Origin of the sequence: Coleofasciculus sp. H7-2, from assembly GCF_042747725.1 — a bacterium.
Lineage (GTDB): Bacteria > Cyanobacteriota > Cyanobacteriia > Cyanobacteriales > FACHB-T130 > FACHB-T130.
The window spans coordinates 146,938-166,064 of record NZ_JBHZGO010000101.1 but is presented as its reverse complement, the minus strand read 5'-3'; the positions used below and the strand labels follow the sequence as shown (position 1 = coordinate 166,064).

Sequence of the window (19,127 nt, the reverse complement as noted above, 5' to 3'; positions counted from 1 at the left end):
TGGGGAAGACAACTGGCGTCAAAAGCATTGGTTGGCTTACCTAGAGTCTGGGTAATGGCTGACTATGTTTATATGTTGTTGCGGTAGGCGGCTTTGGCATAAAATGCGACTACTGCAATTTAGTACTTCTCACTATTGTCGAAAAGCCAGACTGGGGCTAGGTTACAAGCAAATTGCTTATCAAGTTGAAAATTTAACCCCAGGGCTACATATCCTCAAACTCAAGCCACTCACCGGACTCACGACAGTGCCGGTGCTTCTGCCACAGGTAGAAGATATGCAGGCAGTCAGCGAAGCTACGGCGTTAGAGACTCGGCATGAACTGCAAGCGATCGCTGACTCGACGCGGATTTTACAATTTCTAGATCGCTATCGTCCAGAACCAACACTATCACTACCGGAGCGCCAGTTACAGGTAGAAGCCTTGATGCTGGAAGATTGGCTGGATGAAAGCATCGGTACGGCGACTCGCTTTGTATACTATGATTTTCGTGCCGGTGCTGGTAAGCAAATCGACCCTTCACCGTTTAGTCAGCTGGTGATCCAGGTGGTGCGGCGGCAATATGGAATTAACCAGGCAACAGTGGAACTGGCAGCAAATCGGCTGAAGGTGGCAATGGAAGTGTTGTCCAGCCGGTGGCTCAATAACCTCTACCTGGTGGGCGATCGCTTAAGCGTTGCAGATATCGCCGCCGCAGCTTTACTCAGTCCTCTGGCGCTGATTCCTCAATACCGCGAAGATTATCCCTGGTTATTTGAGCGCATTGAGCAGATTCACGTTCTTTGCCGGGAACAGCTACCCCCCGGACTGGGAAATTAAAAATTAGAAATTAAAAATTAAAAATACACTAAATATTAAAAATAGAAATGAAAAAGCCCATTTTTTCACTATGGATTTTGCAATTTTCATTTCAACTGCTGGGGGTGATGCCTGCTAGGGGATTGCCACCACCGGAGGATATCCCTGAGGAAGTATTGCGGACAGAGATTATTACCGAGGCGCGATCGCCTATCGACGGCAAGCGACTCACTGCTGCTGAGTATGCCCAATTGCAGAACTCTCTGCAAACCCGCCCTTCTGCAACATCCCAGGTGAATCCCAAACTGCGAGAATTAGTTTTTCTGCTCCGCGTGCGGCGACTGCTGCGTACCTTTGGTATCCCCACTCCCAAGTAAATGCGGCAACTACTATAGATATTCGCGTTCCTGGTGATGGTAATAGCAACGAGAAAAGCGTTTGCCTAAGTAAGTCGCTATTATAAACTGCGTACACCCCACTTAAAATCTGCCTTTGTTTGCTATACCTACTTGCTTGCTCCTACTCTTAACTCAGTACTCTGATGAAGACGTAGATCGCGGTAATTCTAAAAGCGGTCAGTTTCAGGCTAGATGACGATGCACTTTTATTTACATTGTCCCAGGTAAGAGAAACAACTGTGTCCTGCTACCGATGACAAAATATACAAAAATCAAAAAATGTATATAAATATTAAAGTGCTGTTAACCAGAGGGAGATGCTCTATCTTCAACCGCTAGCTGCTATAGCCCTACCATACGGGAACAGGGCAGACGCTACGCGCCCACTTGCCAATGATCCGAGCGATCGCGCTGGCGCGTCCAAAAAGCTCTATCGAGAACCCATTCATTCAAGACCTTTAGGATAAGTAGGTTTATGTCCATGACCATCGCCCCCGAACAGATTGAGCGGATTGTTTGGAATCAACATCAAGATCCATTTGAAATCCTGGGTGCCCATCCCATTCAGCAAAATGGCAAAACCGTCTGGGCAGTGCGAGCCTACCTACCCAATGCCAACGCCGCGTGGGTAGTTCGCCCCCAAGAACGGACAGAATATCCTATGCAAGCAGTGCATCACCCTCATTTTTTTGAATGCACCATTGAGACGCCAGAACTGGCAAACTATCAGCTGCGGATTCAAGAAGGGGAACACGAGCGTGTTATCTACGACCCATACGCCTTCCGTTCTCCCCGCCTGACAGACTTTGACCTGCACCTGTTTGTAGAAGGGAATCATCATCGCATCTATGAGAAACTAGGTGCCCATGCGACGGAAATTAATGGGGTGACAGGAGTTTATTTTGCCGTTTGGGCACCCAATGCCCGCAACGCCTCTGTTTTGGGGGATTTTAACAACTGGGATGGTCGCAAACATCAAATGCGTAAAGGTTCCACCGGCATTTGGGAACTGTTCATCCCCGGTTTGGGCATTGGGGAACACTATAAATATGAAATCAAAAACGCCGACGGTCACATTTACGAAAAATCCGATCCCTACGGCTTCCAACATGAAGTGCGTCCTAAAACAGCATCGATTGTCACTGACTTAGATTCCTACCAATGGAATGACCAAGATTGGATGGAAAAGCGCCGCCACACCGACCCGCTAGCCCATCCTATCTCTGTGTATGAAGTGCATCTAGGGTCTTGGCTGCACGCTTCCTCCGCTGAACCGGCGCGGTTGCCAAATGGAGAAACAGAGCCAGTTGTAGTCGTCTCTGACTACAAACCAGGGGCGCGTTTCCTCACCTACCGGGAACTGGCAGAACGGCTGATTCCTTACGTTAAAGAGCTGGGATTTACTCATATTGAATTATTGCCAGTCGCTGAGCATCCTTATGATGGCTCTTGGGGATATCAGGTAACAGGGTACTATGCCTGCACTTCCCGTTATGGGACACCTGAGGACTTAATGTATTTTATTGACCAGTGCCACCAGAACGAGATTGGGGTGCTAGTGGACTGGGTTCCGGGTCACTTCCCTAAAGATGGTCACGGTCTCGCCTTCTTTGATGGCACCCACCTTTACGAACACGCCGACCCCCGCAAAGGCGAACACAAAGAGTGGGGCACTCTAGTATTTAACTACAACCGCCATGAAGTGCGGAACTTCCTGGTTGCCAACGCCCTGTTCTGGTTTGACAAGTACCACATTGATGGGATTCGTGTGGATGCTGTGGCGTCGATGCTTTACTTAGACTATTGCCGTGAGCATGGGGAATGGTTGCCTAACCAGTACGGCGGCAGAGAAAACATTGAGGCGGCTGATTTTCTGCGTCAGGCAAATCATACGATTTTCAACTATTACCCTGGCACCCTGTCGATTGCGGAAGAGTCAACTTCCTGGCCTATGGTGTCTTGGCCTACCTACGTAGGGGGACTGGGCTTTAATTTGAAGTGGAACATGGGCTGGATGCACGATATGCTGGACTATTTCCACATGGACCCCTGGTTCCGCCAGTTTCACCAGAACAATATTACTTTCAGTATGTGGTACAACCACAGCGAGAATTTCATGCTGGCGCTATCTCACGATGAGATAGTTCACGGCAAGAGTAATATCATTGGCAAGATGCCGGGGGATGAGTGGCAGAAGTGCGCTAATGTTCGCTGTCTGTTCACCTTTATGTTTACTCACCCTGGCAAGAAGACTCTGTTTATGAGCATGGAGTTTGGGCAGTGGAGTGAGTGGAATGTCTGGGGTGACTTGGAGTGGCATTTGTTGCAGCATGAGTCGCATCAAAAGCTGAAGCGGTTTATGAGTGAACTCAACCATGTCTACCGCAGCGAATCGGCTCTTTTTACTCAGGATTTCGCTCAAGAAGGCTTTGAGTGGATTGATTGCACCGACAACCGCCATAGTGTGGTGTCGTTTATCCGTAGGGCGAAGGATTCGGAAGAGTTTATTGTCACTGTGTGCAATTTTACTCCTCAGCCGCATAGCCACTACCGTGTAGGCGTCCCCGAACCAGGATTCTACACCGAACTGTTTAACAGTGACGCCCGCGAGTACGGCGGAAGTAACATGGGCAATTTAGGCGGTAAGTGGACGGATGAGTGGTCGTTCCACAATCGTCCTTATTCGCTAGACTTGTGTTTGCCACCGCTGGGAGTGCTGATTTTGAAGCTCGACCGAGAAAAGACCGCAACAGCGATGCAGCTTCGCCTATCTCAGGCATAATAGGGTTTCTCGTTCCCAGATAACTGTTCTGGGAACGAAAATCTGGATGCGATCGCATTCTCTACTACTGAGCCATAATCGCGATCGCATTCTCTACTACTGAGCCATAATTGCGATCGCATTCTCTACTACTGAGCCATCATCGCGATCGCATTCTCTACTACTGAGCCATCATCGCGATCGCACAGATTACACTTTACAACTTTTATCTTGCGCTGTTCGCATCGCTCCCAGAATGGTCGAAATAAATACACACCGTTTGACTTCCCCACCATTCTTAATGTTCAGTGTTAGCCTTGCCAGATATAAGTTCTCTTGCGGATTCATAATCACGCAACCTCTGTAGTCAAACCGGACTCGGCGCGGACTACCTAATGACTGTGAAGCTAAGGTGGTATTAGGAGCGTCTATTTGAATATTTTGCTCAAAATTCTGCCATTGTCCGGCGCTAGGGTTGATACCGGCACGGTGAACTGCCCACTGAACGACTTCATTTTGTTGTTGAAAGCTGGCTTCCCAAGCAACTTTGTCTCGCTTGGCATTGCTTTGGGCTTCTCGCATCGCGCGGTAAACTTGGTTTTGGGCGACTCTAAGGCGTTGAGCATTTAAAAATGCTAGCCAACTTGGGGCAGCGATCGCGCTCAAGATCCCTATTATTAAAATTACGACTAAACTCTCTATCAGCGTGAACCCACCGCTGGAGCAATTAGATAACTTTTTACGCATTAGCTAGAACTAAAAAAGACGCACCCAACTTCTCAAGTTTCCTCTTTCGGTGTGTCTTTTGAGTTCCGTAGCTTCACGGATTTTTGGGATAACCCTAGTTTTTTAACTAATTACATTCAGCAGCATCTTTTCCAGTTTGAATTGTCCCTACAAGAGTCCTCACTTTGACGCATCGCTTTACACTAGAGCTGTTGGCAACAGATACAGTGACTTTCAATAGAGGATCTGGTTCGGGGGCAGGTAGATTGTTTAGATCGCTGACTCTGCCCTGATAGTCAAATGTGAATGAGTTTGGACTAGCAATAACTTTAATTTGATCGGGCTTGATGTCTTGATTTTCTGCTAAAGTCTTCCATCGAGGGTCATTGTCAGCAGGGGGAGTACTAGCAGTAAGGGGGGTAGTGCCAGCAGGATAAACGACAAATTTTGGGAGTTGATTGGGCAGGGTTTTAAAACTAATGCTATAGCTGAGTTTTGTCCTCTTAGCTTCTCGTTGCGCTTCTTGAAGCCCTCGCAAGACACTATCATTAACTGCATTCATCCGTTGACGGTTCACAAAAGCAAGCCAGCCAGGAGCTGCGATCGCGCTCAAAACCCCGATGATTATAATTACTACCAGTAACTCGATCATCGTGAATCCAGAGTTAGAGGCAGTTGGCTTGTCCCTACGCCAATCTTTCTTTGCTACTTCTACTAGACGCGATCGCTGTAATATCTTTGATATAACTAAGCTTTTCATAATTTCCTCTTTGCTTATTAAAGACCCAGCGAACCTCGACCTTTTACCTGGACACTTACAGATGGACAAGATGTACCAGGCGTGCTGGTATCGCAAGTAGCATCTGGTTTAAATCGAGCTGTGGCATTTCCTTTGATAAACACTTGTGCTAGGGCTTGAGCTGGATCTACGACACAAGCATAAAAGCCGTTTATTCCAATAGGTTTAACTGTCGGCTGTCCTGTAGTAGGTTGGCAAATTCCTATAGCTGAATCGGAGTCAATATAATCAACTAGGATGCGTGTAGGAGCCTCATACGCAGCAGCGCCTTTTGTCCACTGAGTCATGATGCTTGTGATGCCACCCGACAGGGTGCTGTCAAACATCTTAAAACCCTTATTTTCAGCCTTTTCAGTACCAAGATACGCTGAGGAATTACTAGCCAGAGCCACAGTATTTTTGGGATTTTTTATTCTATCCTCAATTTGAAATCGCCCAATCCGAGCCTTATTAGACCACGTATTGTCAGAAGTTTTAATTAGATAGTAGCCAACCAAAGAATAGACTACAGCATCATCACTCTGAGTTTTAGCTGCCCCCGTTACAGGGATCACACCTTTTTTTACTTCCCGCTTCCAGAATACGACGACAGGGGTACAGTTGCTACCAGTAGCACAACCAGGGGAGGTGCCAGATGCGGGTGGTAATTGGGCTTTGATTTTATTTAACCCATCGGCATCGTAGATATAAACTGCCTCTTGCAAATCTTGGGCGATGTAGCCAAGCGCTGATTGAATTTCTTGCTCAGTGTTTGCCTTTGCCTGTTCTTTGCGATCTGTTTCCAAGATGTTGAGCATGAACCCTAGCAAAGGCGTTATTACTAGAGCTGCCATAATCATAGCTACCAGCAGTTCAATCAGGGTAAAGCCGCCTGTTTTCCGACCCAGATAAGAGCGCTTTAGTTTTAGCTGAGTATTAAGAATAAATTCGAGTGGACTAATCATGCTGCTGTTTCCCCTTTTGCTGACCAATATAGAGCAGTCAAAGAATTTGAAATTCGCTTTGTTTACTCCAAACCAGCCTCTACTTACAACCGTTGGTGCGAGCGCACAAATCATTCAAAGAGGATTTACCTGTTGGGGCAATTTCCGTGGTTGTTTCTACGAGTGGTTTTGTAGCTGTGACTCCCCCACCAAAACTAGATTGGGTTTGACCTTTTTCCAACGTCGTACCGCTCTTAAAGGCATCTGCTCTGTAAACTCGCACACCAAGGCTGTAGCCTTTGCTGGCATCACTTGTATTAGAGTACCCAAATCCCTGAACTATCATGTCTTGAAGGCTATCTGTGGTACAGCCAGGTTTATCAACACTGTCACCATTAACGCAGTATAAGTTATCTGGTGAAGTGCAATAACCTACATTTACGATATTGGTGCAGGTCAAAGTTCCGGAAGTGGGAGGAGGTAAAGCCTCTAACTTCATAGTTGTGCTGACAGTTGGAGCCTTAACAGTTCCAGAACGGACACCATCAATGTAGGTTGAGGCGGCTTTAGATGCCAATTCCACCCGTTTAGCCTGTAGCCTGGTTGCTGTGGAGAGAACGATGACTGGCGCGATCGCTGTCATCAAGATCGCAACCACGATAATAGCCAGTAACGACTCAATCAGGGTGAAACCAGTCTCGCTTGACGGTGAGGAAACTTGCTTGTGCTTGCGCTTAATCATGGTTAGCTAGATCCACATAGGTTCTGGACAAGGCTCTGTCAGTTGTTATGGAATGGTGGGGCAGTTACTGGGACGCTGGTTTGCATTAATGGCTGCTCCCGCAGCTTTACCCTGAGCATCGGCTGTTGCCGCACACAATAATGTTTCAATCCACGGATCGTCCCGATTTACTTCCCTAAAGTATTCGCTAGGGGGAGTGGTAGGCGGTTGCGTGAATTGTTGCGTAATCAAGTCAGGCAACTGAGACAGCAGCCCCACATCATAACCCCATTGGCGGTTAGGTGGGTAGTAGAAGGGCGACATCCCCTCAGTGCTGCTCCCGGAGAGTGGGGTATTTCTAGTTCTATAAACCTGTCGGTAGTCTGTGCCGAACAAAGTTGTTTCTCCCTTGGGGGTAGAACCAGTTAGTTGAATTGTTTGCCAAGGACCTGTAGCGTAGGCACTGCGTTTGTACTGGATCAATGAACCACTAATCCGGCTGTTAACGTTTTCCCAGTTTTCTAAGAAACGCACAAAGTTTTCCAAACCGCCGTTTGATTCTGTGGGACGTGCAGGTGTATCGCCAGCGATCGCTACTAAATTAGATTTTGTCTCAGTAGCTGTCTGCATCCAGTTTTTGCCCGTATCTGTAGATATACCCAGTGGATTGAAGCTAGAGCTACCGGGGGTACCAGTCGGTGTGTGTATTTGCAGAACGGGTACTAACAGTGGCTGTTCTTTCGGATCGTTTCCGATTAATTTTAGTCCATTAGCTGTTTTGTAAAACAGTGGATTAGTTGCAGCGTAATTAGTTGTTGCCGGTAGCGGGATACCACTGTACGAAGCTTTAGGAGTCGTTTGATACCACAGAGTCGGGGCATTAGGTTTGATCCGAGGTAGGACACCAGCACCGGGAAATGCCTGAATTTTACCTACACCATCAATTCCCAGAGGAATCGGATGCTTATTGGCATCAAGGTTTAGGTTACCGCCAGTCCTTTGAAAAGCCACGCGACGAGCATATCGTCGGAATTCTGGATTTGAATCAGCCAAGTCTGAGTCGTAGGCAAGATCCGCTGTTGTGCCTGCCTTATGCATTCCTATGACGTCGTACGACGCATTTATTTGAATTGATGCTTTCATTCCTGCACCATCAACACTCCAGTCAGCAGGTGTACAGCTCGAAACAGGCACTTTCGTACACATTTCCATCAAATACTCTGGGAAACCTACCACCCGTCGCTGAATTGGGGTGACAAAGTTGTTGACATAGGAACTGCCCTGAATTCCAGTAGCAGTAGCAGCTATATCAAAGTCTTTAGGAAAGCCATCTGCTGGCTGAAACCAATCAGCACTGCTGAGAAAGTTATTGTCAAAGAAGCCATTTAGTTTCTGAACTGCTGTGGCTGTTATTTGTGTCTCAAGAACGCTAATGTCAGTACTGTTCTTGTTCCCATTGAGGTCAAAGCCAACGACAGTCTCATTTACTGGGTCTGCTGGGGAGATACTGCCGTTGCCATTAAAGTCGTAGCCAACAGGCGCGTTGCCTACATTATTTCTCAGGTCAAAGTCTCCCTCATTCCGGAAACCAAACCTGTAATTATTAGAAAGCAGGGTGACAGCATCTGCTAAAACTGTTGCCGAACGCCACGTATCACCTGTTGTGCATTTGTCGTTAGGAAGCCTAGGATCGCCCGTGCGACAGGCGAAGTTGTCGTTTATAGTCGCAGCGGTACGAGCGTAGAAATTGCTCCAAGTATCTGCCAACAAGCTGCCACCTTTAAACTCTTCGCCGCTGCTATGTAAATTAAAGTCCCCCTTTACGTAAGCGGGCAAATTACTAGCCAAGATAAACCCTTTTTCTTCGGGTCTGTAACCCGTCTGGCGGCTTAAATTGCTGCCATTTGTTAATACAATCGCATTGGGACGGCGGGTTGGGTCGAGCTTATAGTCAGTTGGGCTTACTAGCTTGCTGTTGTCGCTTTTATCTAGTAATGCGTCATCACGAGTAGCATAAATAATGCCGCTATTGGGTATCAGATACTCTTGACCACCAGGGCCACCTGCAATTGTTTTTGTCCGCAGTAAATTTACATCTAATACCGTAGCCCGAACTTCTAGAGGCTGACGCAATTCAAGGCTGCGATCGTAGTTTGTACTGAATGGGTCTACGGCAGTCCCAATGGATTTTATCTCTCTGGCGTCAAGGAATGTTGTTTCGTAGATAGCTCCATGAGGGACTGGCGGAGCGCCCATCGGCGCGGGGCTAGGACTCTTTAAAAGCTCTATAGCACAAATCGCTGTATCAATTGCTGAATTTTCAGCTAGCGACAGTGCCTTACCCAGACTATTTGTTTCCAAAGCATTTCTTAATGGTTCATTAGCAATCCGCCCATCAGGAAATACCAGTTGTGCCTGCCGGTTTAACTGAGGCAAATTGGCGGCGATATTTCTGCCAGGAAAAGCATAAACGATGCCGTTGTTGGACTTGCCATTCTCCAATCCACCCGGACTTGCGAGTGTGCCTGCGGTTTTGTCAGCTGAAGGATTTATCCAGTTTGCTAACAGAGCCTTTTCGTTTTGGGCAGTAATCGCATTTGTAGGATTGTAGTAGCTACTCACACAGGCAATTGGTAGCTGAGCAGCTCCCGCTCCCTGCGTGTAGTGATAAACAGCCGTGGCTCTCATGAGCAGGTCGCCCTTTACCCCTACTGCCCCTACAGCTCCAACTGTCATGGGCATGGAATCAGGCCAGACATAGATGTTTGGAAAAGCAGGAGATTTATTAAGGTTAAGCGGCGGAGTCACACCTGTATTAAGAGCAGGAGTCGGCAAAAAGGAGTTTGGGACGCGTGGTTTAATGGGTACTCCCTTTAAAACAACCCCATCATCATCGACATAAATTCCTGCACCCGTGACTATACGCAACCCACCCTGATTATCCAGCGGATTCGGCTTTGCCTCAGCGGCTTTTTGTTCCATTAAACCGTCCCGTTCCGTGACAGCCGCATTTAGATTCGTAAGCTTATCGACGCGGGTGGTGCGGGTACGAGCCTGAGTAGCGGGGTTGTTACCCACGTCATCCCAGTTGTTCGTAGGTAGAACTTTTTGAGGCGAGTCTTTCCCGATGAACTTTGTTGTTGCGGTGTCATACCAGAGGAAAGGCAGGTTGTTACCGACCAAAATGCGATCGCCAATCTTATCTTCCCGACCCTTATAAACCTCCTGCTGTTTTTGCGGTTCTGTCGCCGCTAGCTTATTAAGCTGCAATGTCAAACCCGTATTAGAAGTATTATTATTTGTGAAATCAAACGGATATACCCACTTATCCAGGGGTCTTAAAGAATCGCCGCTACCTAGCAGCACAGTGCCTGCCGTTTCAGTACCTACCCCACTGGCACCAAAAGCAACTTCCTTAAATGGAACGCGGCGCAGGCGTTTCCCAAAGTAGATTTCCAGTTCTTCTCGCCGTAAGTTGACTGGGTCTAAAGTGTTGCCAGCCGCTGTTTGGCGCTTGCTAATATTATTCTTAACTTCCGATGGATCTGTTGTATCAGCTTTAGGAACTTGTGCAACTACTAATAAGTTCAACCGCTCAGCATACGCTTGACTGTTATAGGCTATGTCAGTTGCTGCTTCCGTAACAGACTTATTAGTACTATTAATATCAACTTTAACCGGAGTGGCACCAACCTTAGCATCTGGGTTAAATAAATCTACCTGAACCGCATTCCCTTCTCCCTCACCAGTAATACGACCATTGCCTACATTACCACCCACAACAATTCGGCTATTTTCTTCCTCAAAAAAACAAGAATCTGGACTACTAACCTGATACAGCTTGATATCCTCAAAAACCTTACCAGTTAGCAAGTTAGCATTCGCAACGATACGTCCATTCAGCTTTAAACCAGCGCCTGGTGCAATCTCTAGGTCGTCTTCATACACAACCGCATTGTTAGTGAGGGGAATGCGAGTTTGATCTTGTTGAAACTCCAGAGCTGAAAAACCTTTGGTTTTTGCTTCTTGATATTTATTCGTATCCGTATCCGGACCGAGAACCACCTTCGCTTTATCTGTAATCGGTACAGTAGCAGTGAAAACATAGAAGCTTTTCTTCAGCTTCGAGCCTAGTTTTTGCCAGTTCGTGTCCCCTACTAAACTAGCGCTAGTGCCTTGGGCTGCCGGACATTGAGCGCTGCTTGAGCTATCATCCAATGGCGGGGTTCTGGCTTCTAGAGGCTTTCGGGGTCGATCAAAGTTCCCAGAGGTGCGAGTAGGACTCCGAAAGAAGATGCCGTATAGTGTGAAACTATCAAACTTACCATCGTTATCTGTATCTACTGGATATCTCCATGCAGTTTTTAAGGTTTCTTGCTTTTCCAGCTGACCTATTTCATTTAACGCACCGCCATTTTTATCTATATCAAAACCCAGCTTCAACGGAACCTCATCACCCAGCGTATATGCTTTAATATTGCTGGTCAAAGCCTCGTATAGTGGGCTATCTCCAGGCGTTGAGCGCGGCAGGGTGGGGTCAGTAAATAAAGCTGCTATCTTAGCTTTAGCGCGGTCAATTGCCGGAGTCCCAGCCGCCAGAACAGCTGTATCTACCCGAATATTGCTGGCGTTTTTAGACCGATCGAAGGCTCGGAACATCATGGCAGTGGTGAGCAATATGACCACCAAGATCACCATTGTGACGGTTGGCAGCAGAAATCCTGCCGTAGTAAGCTTTGATCGACGACCGATGATCAGCAAGCTCCGCAAGAGCCAATTCATGAGCGTTTTGGTAATCACTCTTGCTAGCTGCATCATTTGTCGGAAAAGATTCTGGATAGCTTTAACTAGCTTGTTGCGGGATGACATGGCTGCTTTCCTGGCAAAGGTGAGAGATAGGTGGAATAAAGAGTGTAAAACTTAAAAAATTAAGAACTGGCGTCGAAAGGATTGAGAAAAGGCTGATTGCCTGAAATTTTGCTTTTTATGAGGTGAGGGGAAGCTTCATCAAAAATTTATAGTTTGGCACTTCTCCTCTGTCTTAACAACCCAAGTTCTGATAGGCAACCGGGAAACTACGCACTCAGATGTTCAACCGCTTGTTAAATCTTTCAGTACCTTTCCGGAGCAGAGGCGTCCGTCCCGTATTGTGAAACAAAGGCTAGGTGTGCGCTTCCCTCAAGGGATAGATTTAAGAATCTCTATAAACTGTCTTTGCAATAGCGTTTAGCTTTAACACAACTTAACGAATATTTGGGGTAGATTCACTGTAGTTAGGATACCCAGATGTTGCGAAAAACCTATCACCTCTAGTAAAAAAAATAAAGAAACTGCCCAACCCGTACCAGAAGTGGGGTATCAGGCAGCACATAAATAACAAACTGTAGAGACATTGCAGGCAACGTCTCTACTAGAAGCCATAAGCACTCAGGGATTCTCTAGAAGCTGTACTAATAACGATTCAGGTTAATTCCCGCTTCTTTAGCCATCACTTGTAGACCTTTTAAATCTAGGGTCTTGATTGCCTTTGTGGAAAGCCGTAGCTTCACCCAGCGATTCCCTTGAGGCCACCAAATCCGCTTCCATTGCAGATTTGCTTCCTGTAGCTTTTTGGTACGCCGGTGAGAGTGAGAAATTGCATAGGCATTATTAGCCTTTTTGCCGGTTAGCTGACATTTGCGCGACATAGTCTAGTCTCCAGATTTTGGTTTCGTTAATACGCTCAGACTAAAGTCTGGCGCTACACAAACAAAGTCCGCCTGCGCGGACTGATTAGTAGTAGCCTGCTGCTGGCAGGCTTAGTTTGTGTAGCCGCGACTTCAGTCGCCCTGGTATTGCAAGAAGTCTATTGTACCTAAGCTATTGCTTGGGTGGGTAATTGCCCACCCATACTCGCCTAGCGTTCCGTAAGACGAGTTAGCACCTGATTCGACCGTTCTACAAAGGATTTCATCCCTTCAGCGTCAAATCCTTTCTGAGCCATTAGCGCCAAATCATAGATATGCTGGCACATCAGATTAGCCAAATCGCCTGTAGGCGATCGCCCCTCACCTTGAATAATACTGCCTTGGCTCAACTGAACCAGATTTTGGATCAGTGGATGCGCGGTATTCACAACTAAGGTATGTTCTTCCGGAAATTCAACATTTTGCTGCTGCATCAGCGCGTTCATCTCCCGCAGACGCCGCAGAACTTCTGGCAAGAGTACCATTGCTGGTGGGGTTCCTTGCGGGTCATCTGACTTTAGCGATTCGGTACGAATGTTCAGTTTGGGCTTGTTGAGGGCGTTCTGGAATAACTCTTTGATCTGTTCTGAGCGAGTTTTGTTGGTCTTGGGGTCAACAATTTCTCCTGCTTTATCCTGGTCAAGCAAGGTTTTGTCGAGGTCGGAGTCTACGCGGGAGAACTTGACATTCGGATGTTCATGCTCTAAGAAGCTGATGAAGTGGGAGTCTATGAAGGAGTCCATGAACAGGACTTCCAGCCCCTGTTTTTTGTGTAGTTCTACGTAGGTCGCCTGGGAGACTTCATCGGTGCAGTAAAAGACTCGATTTTCATGGCGATCTTTGTTGCGCTCCAGGTATTCTTTGAGGGTGGTGTAGTTAGGGCTGAGGACTGTGGACTGAGGACTGAGTGGTGAAGCCGGGGTTTGAGTTGGGGTGACTTCTTGCCAGACATCGCCCTCTTGAGATTGCACTTCAACGGCTGGGATATCGGTTTGGGGAGTTTCTGGAGTTGCTTGTGTAAGGTTGGCAGTGGTGCGATAAATCAGTATGTCTTCGACTTGCTTTTTGAATTTGTCGTCGTTGAGGGAGCCGAATTTAACGAAAGTGCCCACGTCTTGCCAGCAGCGGATGTACTCGTCGCGATTTTCGCGGTAAAGTTCTTTCAAGCGATCGCCCACTTTCTTGGCAATGTAATCGGCAATTCTCCGCACCGTCCGGTCATTGGTCAAGGAACTGCGTGAGACATTTAAGGGGATATCCGTGCTATCAATGACGCCTCGCAGCGGCAGCAGGAACTTGGGAATCACTTCTTCGCAGTGGTCGCTGACAAAAACCTGATTGCAGAACAGCTTAATCTGCCCTTTGGTGGTATCCACATCCGGCTTGAGCTTCGGGAAGTAGAGAATCCCATTCAGGATGAAGGGATAGTCGGTGTTGAGATGCACCCACAGCAGCGGCTCTTCTTGGAAGGGGTAGAGGTAACGGTAAAATTCTAGATAATCTTCTTTGGTCAGGTTTTGGGGCGATTCCTTCCAAGGTGCCTTTTGCCGGTTGATGACTTCCCCATCCAGTTGGATAGCGACTGGCATGAAGTCGCAGTAAGTTTTCACTAACTGCCGAATCCGCATCGGTTCCAGATATTCCATCTCCTCATCCTGAAGCGTGAGGGTGATGGTGGTGCCGTGTTCAGTTTTCGGTGAGTTTTCTAACTGAAATACGGGTGAACCATCGCAAGACCAGTGAACTGCTTGTGCCCCTGCCTGGTAAGAGAGGGTATCAATCTCGACTTTTTGCGCCACCATGAAGGAGGAGTAGAAGCCAAGACCGAAGTGACCGATAATCTGTTGCTCGGCGCTGGTTTGATACTTCTGGATAAATTCTTCGGCGCTAGAGAAGGCAACTTGGTTGATGTATTTCTTAACCTCCTCTGCGGTCATGCCGATACCGTTATCCGAGATGGAGAGGGTTTTTTTGTCTTTGTCAAGTGCGATTTTAATTTCTGGTTCGCCCAGTTCGCCGGTAAATTCGCCTGCGAAGGAAACCATCTTGAGTTTCTGGATGGCATCCACGGCGTTTGAAACCAGTTCCCGCAAGAAGATTTCGTGGTCTGTGTAGAGAGATTTCTTGATAATCGGGAAAATATTCTCGGTATGAATCGTGATTGTGCCTTGTTCCAGCATAGTTATGAGTCTCTAGTTCGCTTGCTTCGAGTATCTTAAATATTGATTGTGAGCGATCGCTGTTGGTTCTGAGTAGGGGTAAGGGATGTCTAAACCTACGGGATTCCCACCCGCCGGAGATGCGGATTTCCCTACTTTCTAGTTTAGTAAGGGAAATTGTAACTGGGCGCGATCGCTCAATCCCCACTCAGAATGCTAATTGTTCGTGTTCTTTTCCAGTACGAAAAAGTAGTTATAGAGTTTCAAGAGAGCGATATTTTTTTCTCAAATGTCAGACCTATTTTTTCAAGTGAACTTTTAGCTTCATCTGCCAGTATTGTTCATCCGTCAAAGCTTTTTTGCTATGATAGATGAACTGTTCTTTTTAAATATTCACTGCTGTTCATTATAGACATAGACCTGTTGATGACGAACATCAACGCAGCCTAACTCTCAATATAATTTAAGTTTCACTTTATCCTCTCTAGTAAATTAAGTTTATAAATGATTGCTTAACGATTTGGCTAGCAATAGCCCAATTTAACCGAGATTGATACTCATCAAAGGCTGACATAGCTAGTGTTTTATAATTTCCATGATTTTCCATAATAGACACTATATAGTTGCAGTAATTTGAGATACTAGCATCTATTGAAAAAGTTTTACCATTCACATTTTCTGTGATAATAGTTGTAATACCGCCTATATCACTTGCCAAACAGGGTACTCCAAAAGAATTTGCTTCAATTAAAACGTGGGGGGAACAATCTGCCACAGTAGGTAAAATTAGAAAATGAGATTCAGTCATAAGTCTATTCAATTTATTTAATCCTTCTTGGGTGGATTTATCAATAAATCCTTGAACTTCAACAAAATTGGGCAGAGGCTCATTAAGGGTCGGTTTACATCCAACTACTGTTAATATTGTATTCAAACCCATTTGGTTTAATTGATTTGTTACCTCTAGGGCAATGTTACCCCCTTTCCGGAGCCAGTCAACACCCACAAATAGTAATTTACATGGGCGGGGAATTCTACATTCCACTATTTTGTGAATATCATCCTTTGTTCGATTACACTCTATATTAGCTCCCCAAGGAACTACTTGTACTTTAGACGGATTAATACCATAAAGTTTAATAGCTATTTGAGCAGCCCAGTTTGATGAAAATATTACTAGCTTGCATCTATCTAATGCAGATTTTTCTAAATCATATATATTTTTTCTGGTTTTATCACATAAATTACTCAAATAAGGATAAAAATCAATCAATCCTGCCAAAGTTGTATCTATCCACAGCACAATAGGTTGCTCACATTTAAGATAGGCAATTGGCAGTGCATTTTCTGTACACAACACAATATCTGGGTTTAAACCAGATATTTTTTTTGAAACTTGATTCGCATAATCTCTTACCACTAATGGTTCTGACCAGCTATAATAATCTTTCTTAAATAAATATCGATAAAAGCTCCACTTAATTTTGGTTATGAGTGTAAACTTTTTCTTCAAGGGACTAATATGATTTAATATGATAGATTGAGATTCTAAATTTCTTGAAATGTAATGAGCTGCTCCCCATATCCCTACATGATTTTTGGGAGGCTTAGAATAATTGGTTAGTTCAAAAGTTGTTACATAAGCAACTTTCATGATTCTATCCTACTTTTATGCTATATGAAACCAAGTTGATTTATCACTTAAGCTACAGTAATTCTGTTAACAGACTTTTGACAGTTTTTCCGGCTACGCTCCAATTTAACCGAGACTGATACTCGTTAAATGAAGAAATTGCTATTTTATCATATTCATAAACTTGAGTAAATGTTTGTAAAATATAACTACAATAATCTGCAATACTAGCATCTAATGCAAATATTTTACCATTCAAATTGTCTCGAAGAATCGTTGGTATACCACCGACATTTGTTGATATGGATGGCAATCCAAATGAACTTGCTTCTCGAATAACAGCGGGGGTCCAATCTTCTCTTGAAGGTAAAATAAGAAAATGTGATTCTACAAATAATTGTTCCAGTACTTGCTGACCATCCTTTTTCGATCTATCTATAAAACCAAGCGATCGCACAAATTTTGGTAAAGGTTCATCACTGATAGGTTGACAGCCTGCTATAATTAATTCAGTAGTTAAGCCTGATTTGTTTAACTCTTTAGCAATTTCTAGAGCAATATCACCGCCTTTTCTAAACCAATTAATGCCTAAAAAAAGTAATTTACATATCTTTGAAGTTTTTTCTTTTAAAATATTTTTAATATCATCTAACGTTCGGTTGCATTCTATATTGGCTCCGCTAGGAACTACTTTTATTTTTGATGGATTAACCTTATAAGTTTTCATTGCTGCTTGAGCAGACCATTCTGATGAAAATATAACTAATTCACATTTTTTTAAAGCTAATACATCCATAGTATTTAAATTCTTAATTGATTCCCTACAAGGAACTCCATCCGGAAAAGAATTCATAATTCCAGAGAAAAGAGAGTCTGTCCATAGAACAATAGGTTGCTTGGACTCTAGATAAGCAATCAAGTTGATATTTGGAGACACAATTACATCGGGATTGCTATTTAATAACCTCCGGGAAATTTGCTTAGCGTAATTCTTGCTAGCAGATGGTTCTGCCCAATAATGATAAGGAGCTTTAGTTATATATTTATATAGGCGATTTTTAAACTTTGCTAGTAGTGAATGTTTTTCTTTTAAAGCATCAAAACACTCAAAAAAATCAAATTGATTTTCCAGCGCTTTAGACATATAACAGCTACTTCCAAAGTGACCTAGTAGATGAGGAGGAACGTTTCCTTTTTTTAGAAAGTCATATTGAGTGACAAATGCTATTTTCATTGCCTGTTTTCTAGTATTGGTTTTCAGTTGATATAGACTTGTTGCTTTTTTCAGCTTGACGCCTATGTATTACAAGGGTTAGACCTAAATCCCAATGCTTTTTTCTCCAGTAATTGTCCCTAATAAAGTATTATTTTCTAGACCGAATATAACTATGAAAAATATTCTAGTTGGTAGCTTGTGCTATTCTTATCAAGTTTTCAGCGACTAATTTTTAACAAATATTTTATAAAATTTTGGAAAAGGACTATAAAATCGACCTAATTGGGACTGAAATTCACAAGCTTGAACAAAATCATTAGAGAGAAAATCTTTATTTTGCCGGTAGTAAGTTAATAGTTTGAAACCATCTCGTAATGTAAAGAATGGTATCAAAAAAGGTAGGAAGGGGCGCTGCCAGCGATAAAAGCGAGCGACTCGTGTTAGATGATTGGAAAGACCATATCCACGAGCCAGTCTGAGTAGATAGGCTTGTTCTAAGCGATTTGGGCGAATATGGTGCCAAATCTCCAATTTGGGATTGTGCCAAACTTCCCACTTACTATTTTGAATATAGAACATTATTTCTGCATCTTCACCGGCAGCCATTGTTTTCTCGTCTCTGCCAGGTATTAGAAGTTTTTCTGGAGGAGGAATGGCGTCTTGCCATGCCTGCTTTCGGATGACTGAACCGGGTGCAGCAGGAATTCGGCGCGGTTTATCCGAACGCTTGTAGTGGAAAGCCGTTGAACCTCGGTTATAAATAGTAAGATACCCTTTTATTTGCTCAAAGTAGGGCGGTGGTGGTTCATCGAGTTTGGCATGAATAATTCCACCGTAGGCTCCCACTTGGGGGCGATCGCAACCAAAGCGATAAGCTTCACCTACCCAGTTGTCTGCTGGTAGATTATCATCATCCAAAAATCCAATCAAGTCGCTGCTTCTAGCTTCCTGCACGGCTCGATATCGCGCATAGGCAGCGCCTTGTTTAGCTTCAAAAACATATCTCAACTGGCTATTTTGACGCCAGTTTGCCGCATAGCGAGCAACAACGGCAGCAGTATCGTCATTGCTATTGTTGTCAACAACCAGCACTTCCCATCCAATATCCTCTGTCCCAACTTGATGAAGCAGTTGATCTAGAACTTCGGGCAGACGTTCTGCACCGTTATATGTGCAAATTGCTACAGTAAAGTCCACGGATATGTTCTTGGCGTTGTCGCATCAATTTTGGATGTTGTATTGCTTTCAGACTAACAGTAGAGACGT

14 protein-coding genes are annotated in these 19,127 nt (G+C 44.9%); 3 read left to right on the top strand and 11 right to left on the bottom strand.

Annotated features, from left to right (window positions below; all coding sequences use genetic code 11):
* The first annotated feature begins 103 nt into the window (after positions 1-103).
* From ACFW2W_RS20930 to glgB, 3 genes are all read left to right on the top strand, one after another.
* Complete coding sequence (locus ACFW2W_RS20930; protein WP_378182677.1) at positions 104-820, top strand: glutathione S-transferase family protein; 717 nt, start codon at positions 104-106, stop codon at positions 818-820.
* Positions 821-867: 47 nt separating this feature from the next.
* On the top strand, positions 868-1,176 hold the full coding sequence (locus ACFW2W_RS20925) for a hypothetical protein (RefSeq protein ID WP_378182674.1): 309 nt from the start codon (positions 868-870) through the stop codon (positions 1,174-1,176).
* Positions 1,177-1,672: 496 nt separating this feature from the next.
* The gene (glgB, locus tag ACFW2W_RS20920) at positions 1,673-3,979 is read left to right on the top strand and encodes a 1,4-alpha-glucan branching enzyme (protein WP_378182671.1); all 2,307 of its coding nucleotides are present in this window, start codon (positions 1,673-1,675) and stop codon (positions 3,977-3,979) included.
* Here glgB and ACFW2W_RS20915 read toward each other — a convergent pair.
* The 11 genes from ACFW2W_RS20915 to hpsE form a co-directional block, all read right to left on the bottom strand.
* The gene (locus ACFW2W_RS20915) at positions 3,970-4,101 is read right to left on the bottom strand and encodes a hypothetical protein (protein ID WP_378182668.1); all 132 of its coding nucleotides are present in this window, start codon (positions 4,099-4,101) and stop codon (positions 3,970-3,972) included. The genes glgB and ACFW2W_RS20915 overlap by 10 nt on opposite strands.
* A 67-nt stretch (positions 4,102-4,168) precedes the next feature.
* On the bottom strand, positions 4,169-4,705 hold the full coding sequence (locus tag ACFW2W_RS20910) for a Tfp pilus assembly protein FimT/FimU (RefSeq protein ID WP_378182666.1): 537 nt from the start codon (positions 4,703-4,705) through the stop codon (positions 4,169-4,171).
* Positions 4,706-4,811: 106 nt separating this feature from the next.
* The gene (locus tag ACFW2W_RS20905; protein ID WP_378182663.1) at positions 4,812-5,444 is read right to left on the bottom strand and encodes a Tfp pilus assembly protein FimT/FimU; all 633 of its coding nucleotides are present in this window, start codon (positions 5,442-5,444) and stop codon (positions 4,812-4,814) included.
* Positions 5,445-5,461: 17 nt separating this feature from the next.
* Positions 5,462-6,427 carry a hormogonium polysaccharide secretion pseudopilin HpsC gene (hpsC, locus tag ACFW2W_RS20900; RefSeq protein ID WP_378182660.1) on the bottom strand — a complete coding sequence of 322 codons (966 nt, stop codon included), beginning with the start codon at positions 6,425-6,427 and terminating at the stop codon, positions 5,462-5,464.
* Between the two features lie 79 nt (positions 6,428-6,506).
* Entirely contained in the window at positions 6,507-7,148 is a 642-nt protein-coding gene (gene hpsB, locus ACFW2W_RS20895) for a hormogonium polysaccharide secretion pseudopilin HpsB (protein WP_378182657.1), read from the bottom strand.
* A 45-nt stretch (positions 7,149-7,193) separates the two neighbouring features.
* The gene (gene hpsA / locus ACFW2W_RS20890) at positions 7,194-11,996 is read right to left on the bottom strand and encodes a hormogonium polysaccharide biosynthesis protein HpsA (RefSeq protein ID WP_378182654.1); all 4,803 of its coding nucleotides are present in this window, start codon (positions 11,994-11,996) and stop codon (positions 7,194-7,196) included.
* A gap of 581 nt (positions 11,997-12,577) precedes the next feature.
* Positions 12,578-12,814 carry a 50S ribosomal protein L28 gene (gene rpmB / locus ACFW2W_RS20885; RefSeq protein ID WP_378182651.1) on the bottom strand — a complete coding sequence of 79 codons (237 nt, stop codon included), beginning with the start codon at positions 12,812-12,814 and terminating at the stop codon, positions 12,578-12,580.
* Positions 12,815-13,023: 209 nt separating this feature from the next.
* Positions 13,024-15,033, bottom strand: a complete 2,010-nt coding sequence (gene htpG, locus ACFW2W_RS20880) for a molecular chaperone HtpG (RefSeq protein WP_378182648.1) — start codon at positions 15,031-15,033, stop codon at positions 13,024-13,026.
* A 463-nt stretch (positions 15,034-15,496) separates the two neighbouring features.
* On the bottom strand, positions 15,497-16,666 hold the full coding sequence (locus ACFW2W_RS20875) for a glycosyltransferase family 4 protein (RefSeq protein WP_378182645.1): 1,170 nt from the start codon (positions 16,664-16,666) through the stop codon (positions 15,497-15,499).
* 52 nt (positions 16,667-16,718) lie between these two features.
* The gene (locus ACFW2W_RS20870; protein ID WP_378182642.1) at positions 16,719-17,789 is read right to left on the bottom strand and encodes a glycosyltransferase family 4 protein; all 1,071 of its coding nucleotides are present in this window, start codon (positions 17,787-17,789) and stop codon (positions 16,719-16,721) included.
* 297 nt (positions 17,790-18,086) lie between these two features.
* Positions 18,087-19,058, bottom strand: coding sequence for a hormogonium polysaccharide biosynthesis glycosyltransferase HpsE (gene hpsE, locus ACFW2W_RS20865; protein WP_378182639.1), 972 nt, complete (start codon positions 19,056-19,058; stop codon positions 18,087-18,089).
* Positions 19,059-19,127 lie beyond the last annotated feature (69 nt).

What these genes read in the sequence shown, in the direction of transcription:
- hpsC (WP_378182660.1), bottom strand. Translation starts at nt 6,427, where the DNA reads ATGATTAGTCCACTCGAATTTATTCTTAATACTCAGCTAAAACTAAAG.
- hpsA (WP_378182654.1), bottom strand. Translation starts at nt 11,996, where the DNA reads ATGTCATCCCGCAACAAGCTAGTTAAAGCTATCCAGAATCTTTTCCGA.
- glgB (WP_378182671.1), top strand. Translation starts at nt 1,673, where the DNA reads ATGTCCATGACCATCGCCCCCGAACAGATTGAGCGGATTGTTTGGAAT.
- ACFW2W_RS20875 (WP_378182645.1), bottom strand. Translation starts at nt 16,666, where the DNA reads ATGAAAGTTGCTTATGTAACAACTTTTGAACTAACCAATTATTCTAAG.
- ACFW2W_RS20915 (WP_378182668.1), bottom strand. Translation starts at nt 4,101, where the DNA reads ATGCGATCGCAATTATGGCTCAGTAGTAGAGAATGCGATCGCGATTAT.
- hpsB (WP_378182657.1), bottom strand. Translation starts at nt 7,148, where the DNA reads ATGATTAAGCGCAAGCACAAGCAAGTTTCCTCACCGTCAAGCGAGACT.
- htpG (WP_378182648.1), bottom strand. Translation starts at nt 15,033, where the DNA reads ATGCTGGAACAAGGCACAATCACGATTCATACCGAGAATATTTTCCCG.
- rpmB (WP_378182651.1), bottom strand. Translation starts at nt 12,814, where the DNA reads ATGTCGCGCAAATGTCAGCTAACCGGCAAAAAGGCTAATAATGCCTAT.
- ACFW2W_RS20930 (WP_378182677.1), top strand. Translation starts at nt 104, where the DNA reads ATGCGACTACTGCAATTTAGTACTTCTCACTATTGTCGAAAAGCCAGA.
- ACFW2W_RS20905 (WP_378182663.1), bottom strand. Translation starts at nt 5,444, where the DNA reads ATGAAAAGCTTAGTTATATCAAAGATATTACAGCGATCGCGTCTAGTA.
- ACFW2W_RS20870 (WP_378182642.1), bottom strand. Translation starts at nt 17,789, where the DNA reads ATGTCTAAAGCGCTGGAAAATCAATTTGATTTTTTTGAGTGTTTTGAT.
- ACFW2W_RS20925 (WP_378182674.1), top strand. Translation starts at nt 868, where the DNA reads ATGAAAAAGCCCATTTTTTCACTATGGATTTTGCAATTTTCATTTCAA.
- ACFW2W_RS20910 (WP_378182666.1), bottom strand. Translation starts at nt 4,705, where the DNA reads ATGCGTAAAAAGTTATCTAATTGCTCCAGCGGTGGGTTCACGCTGATA.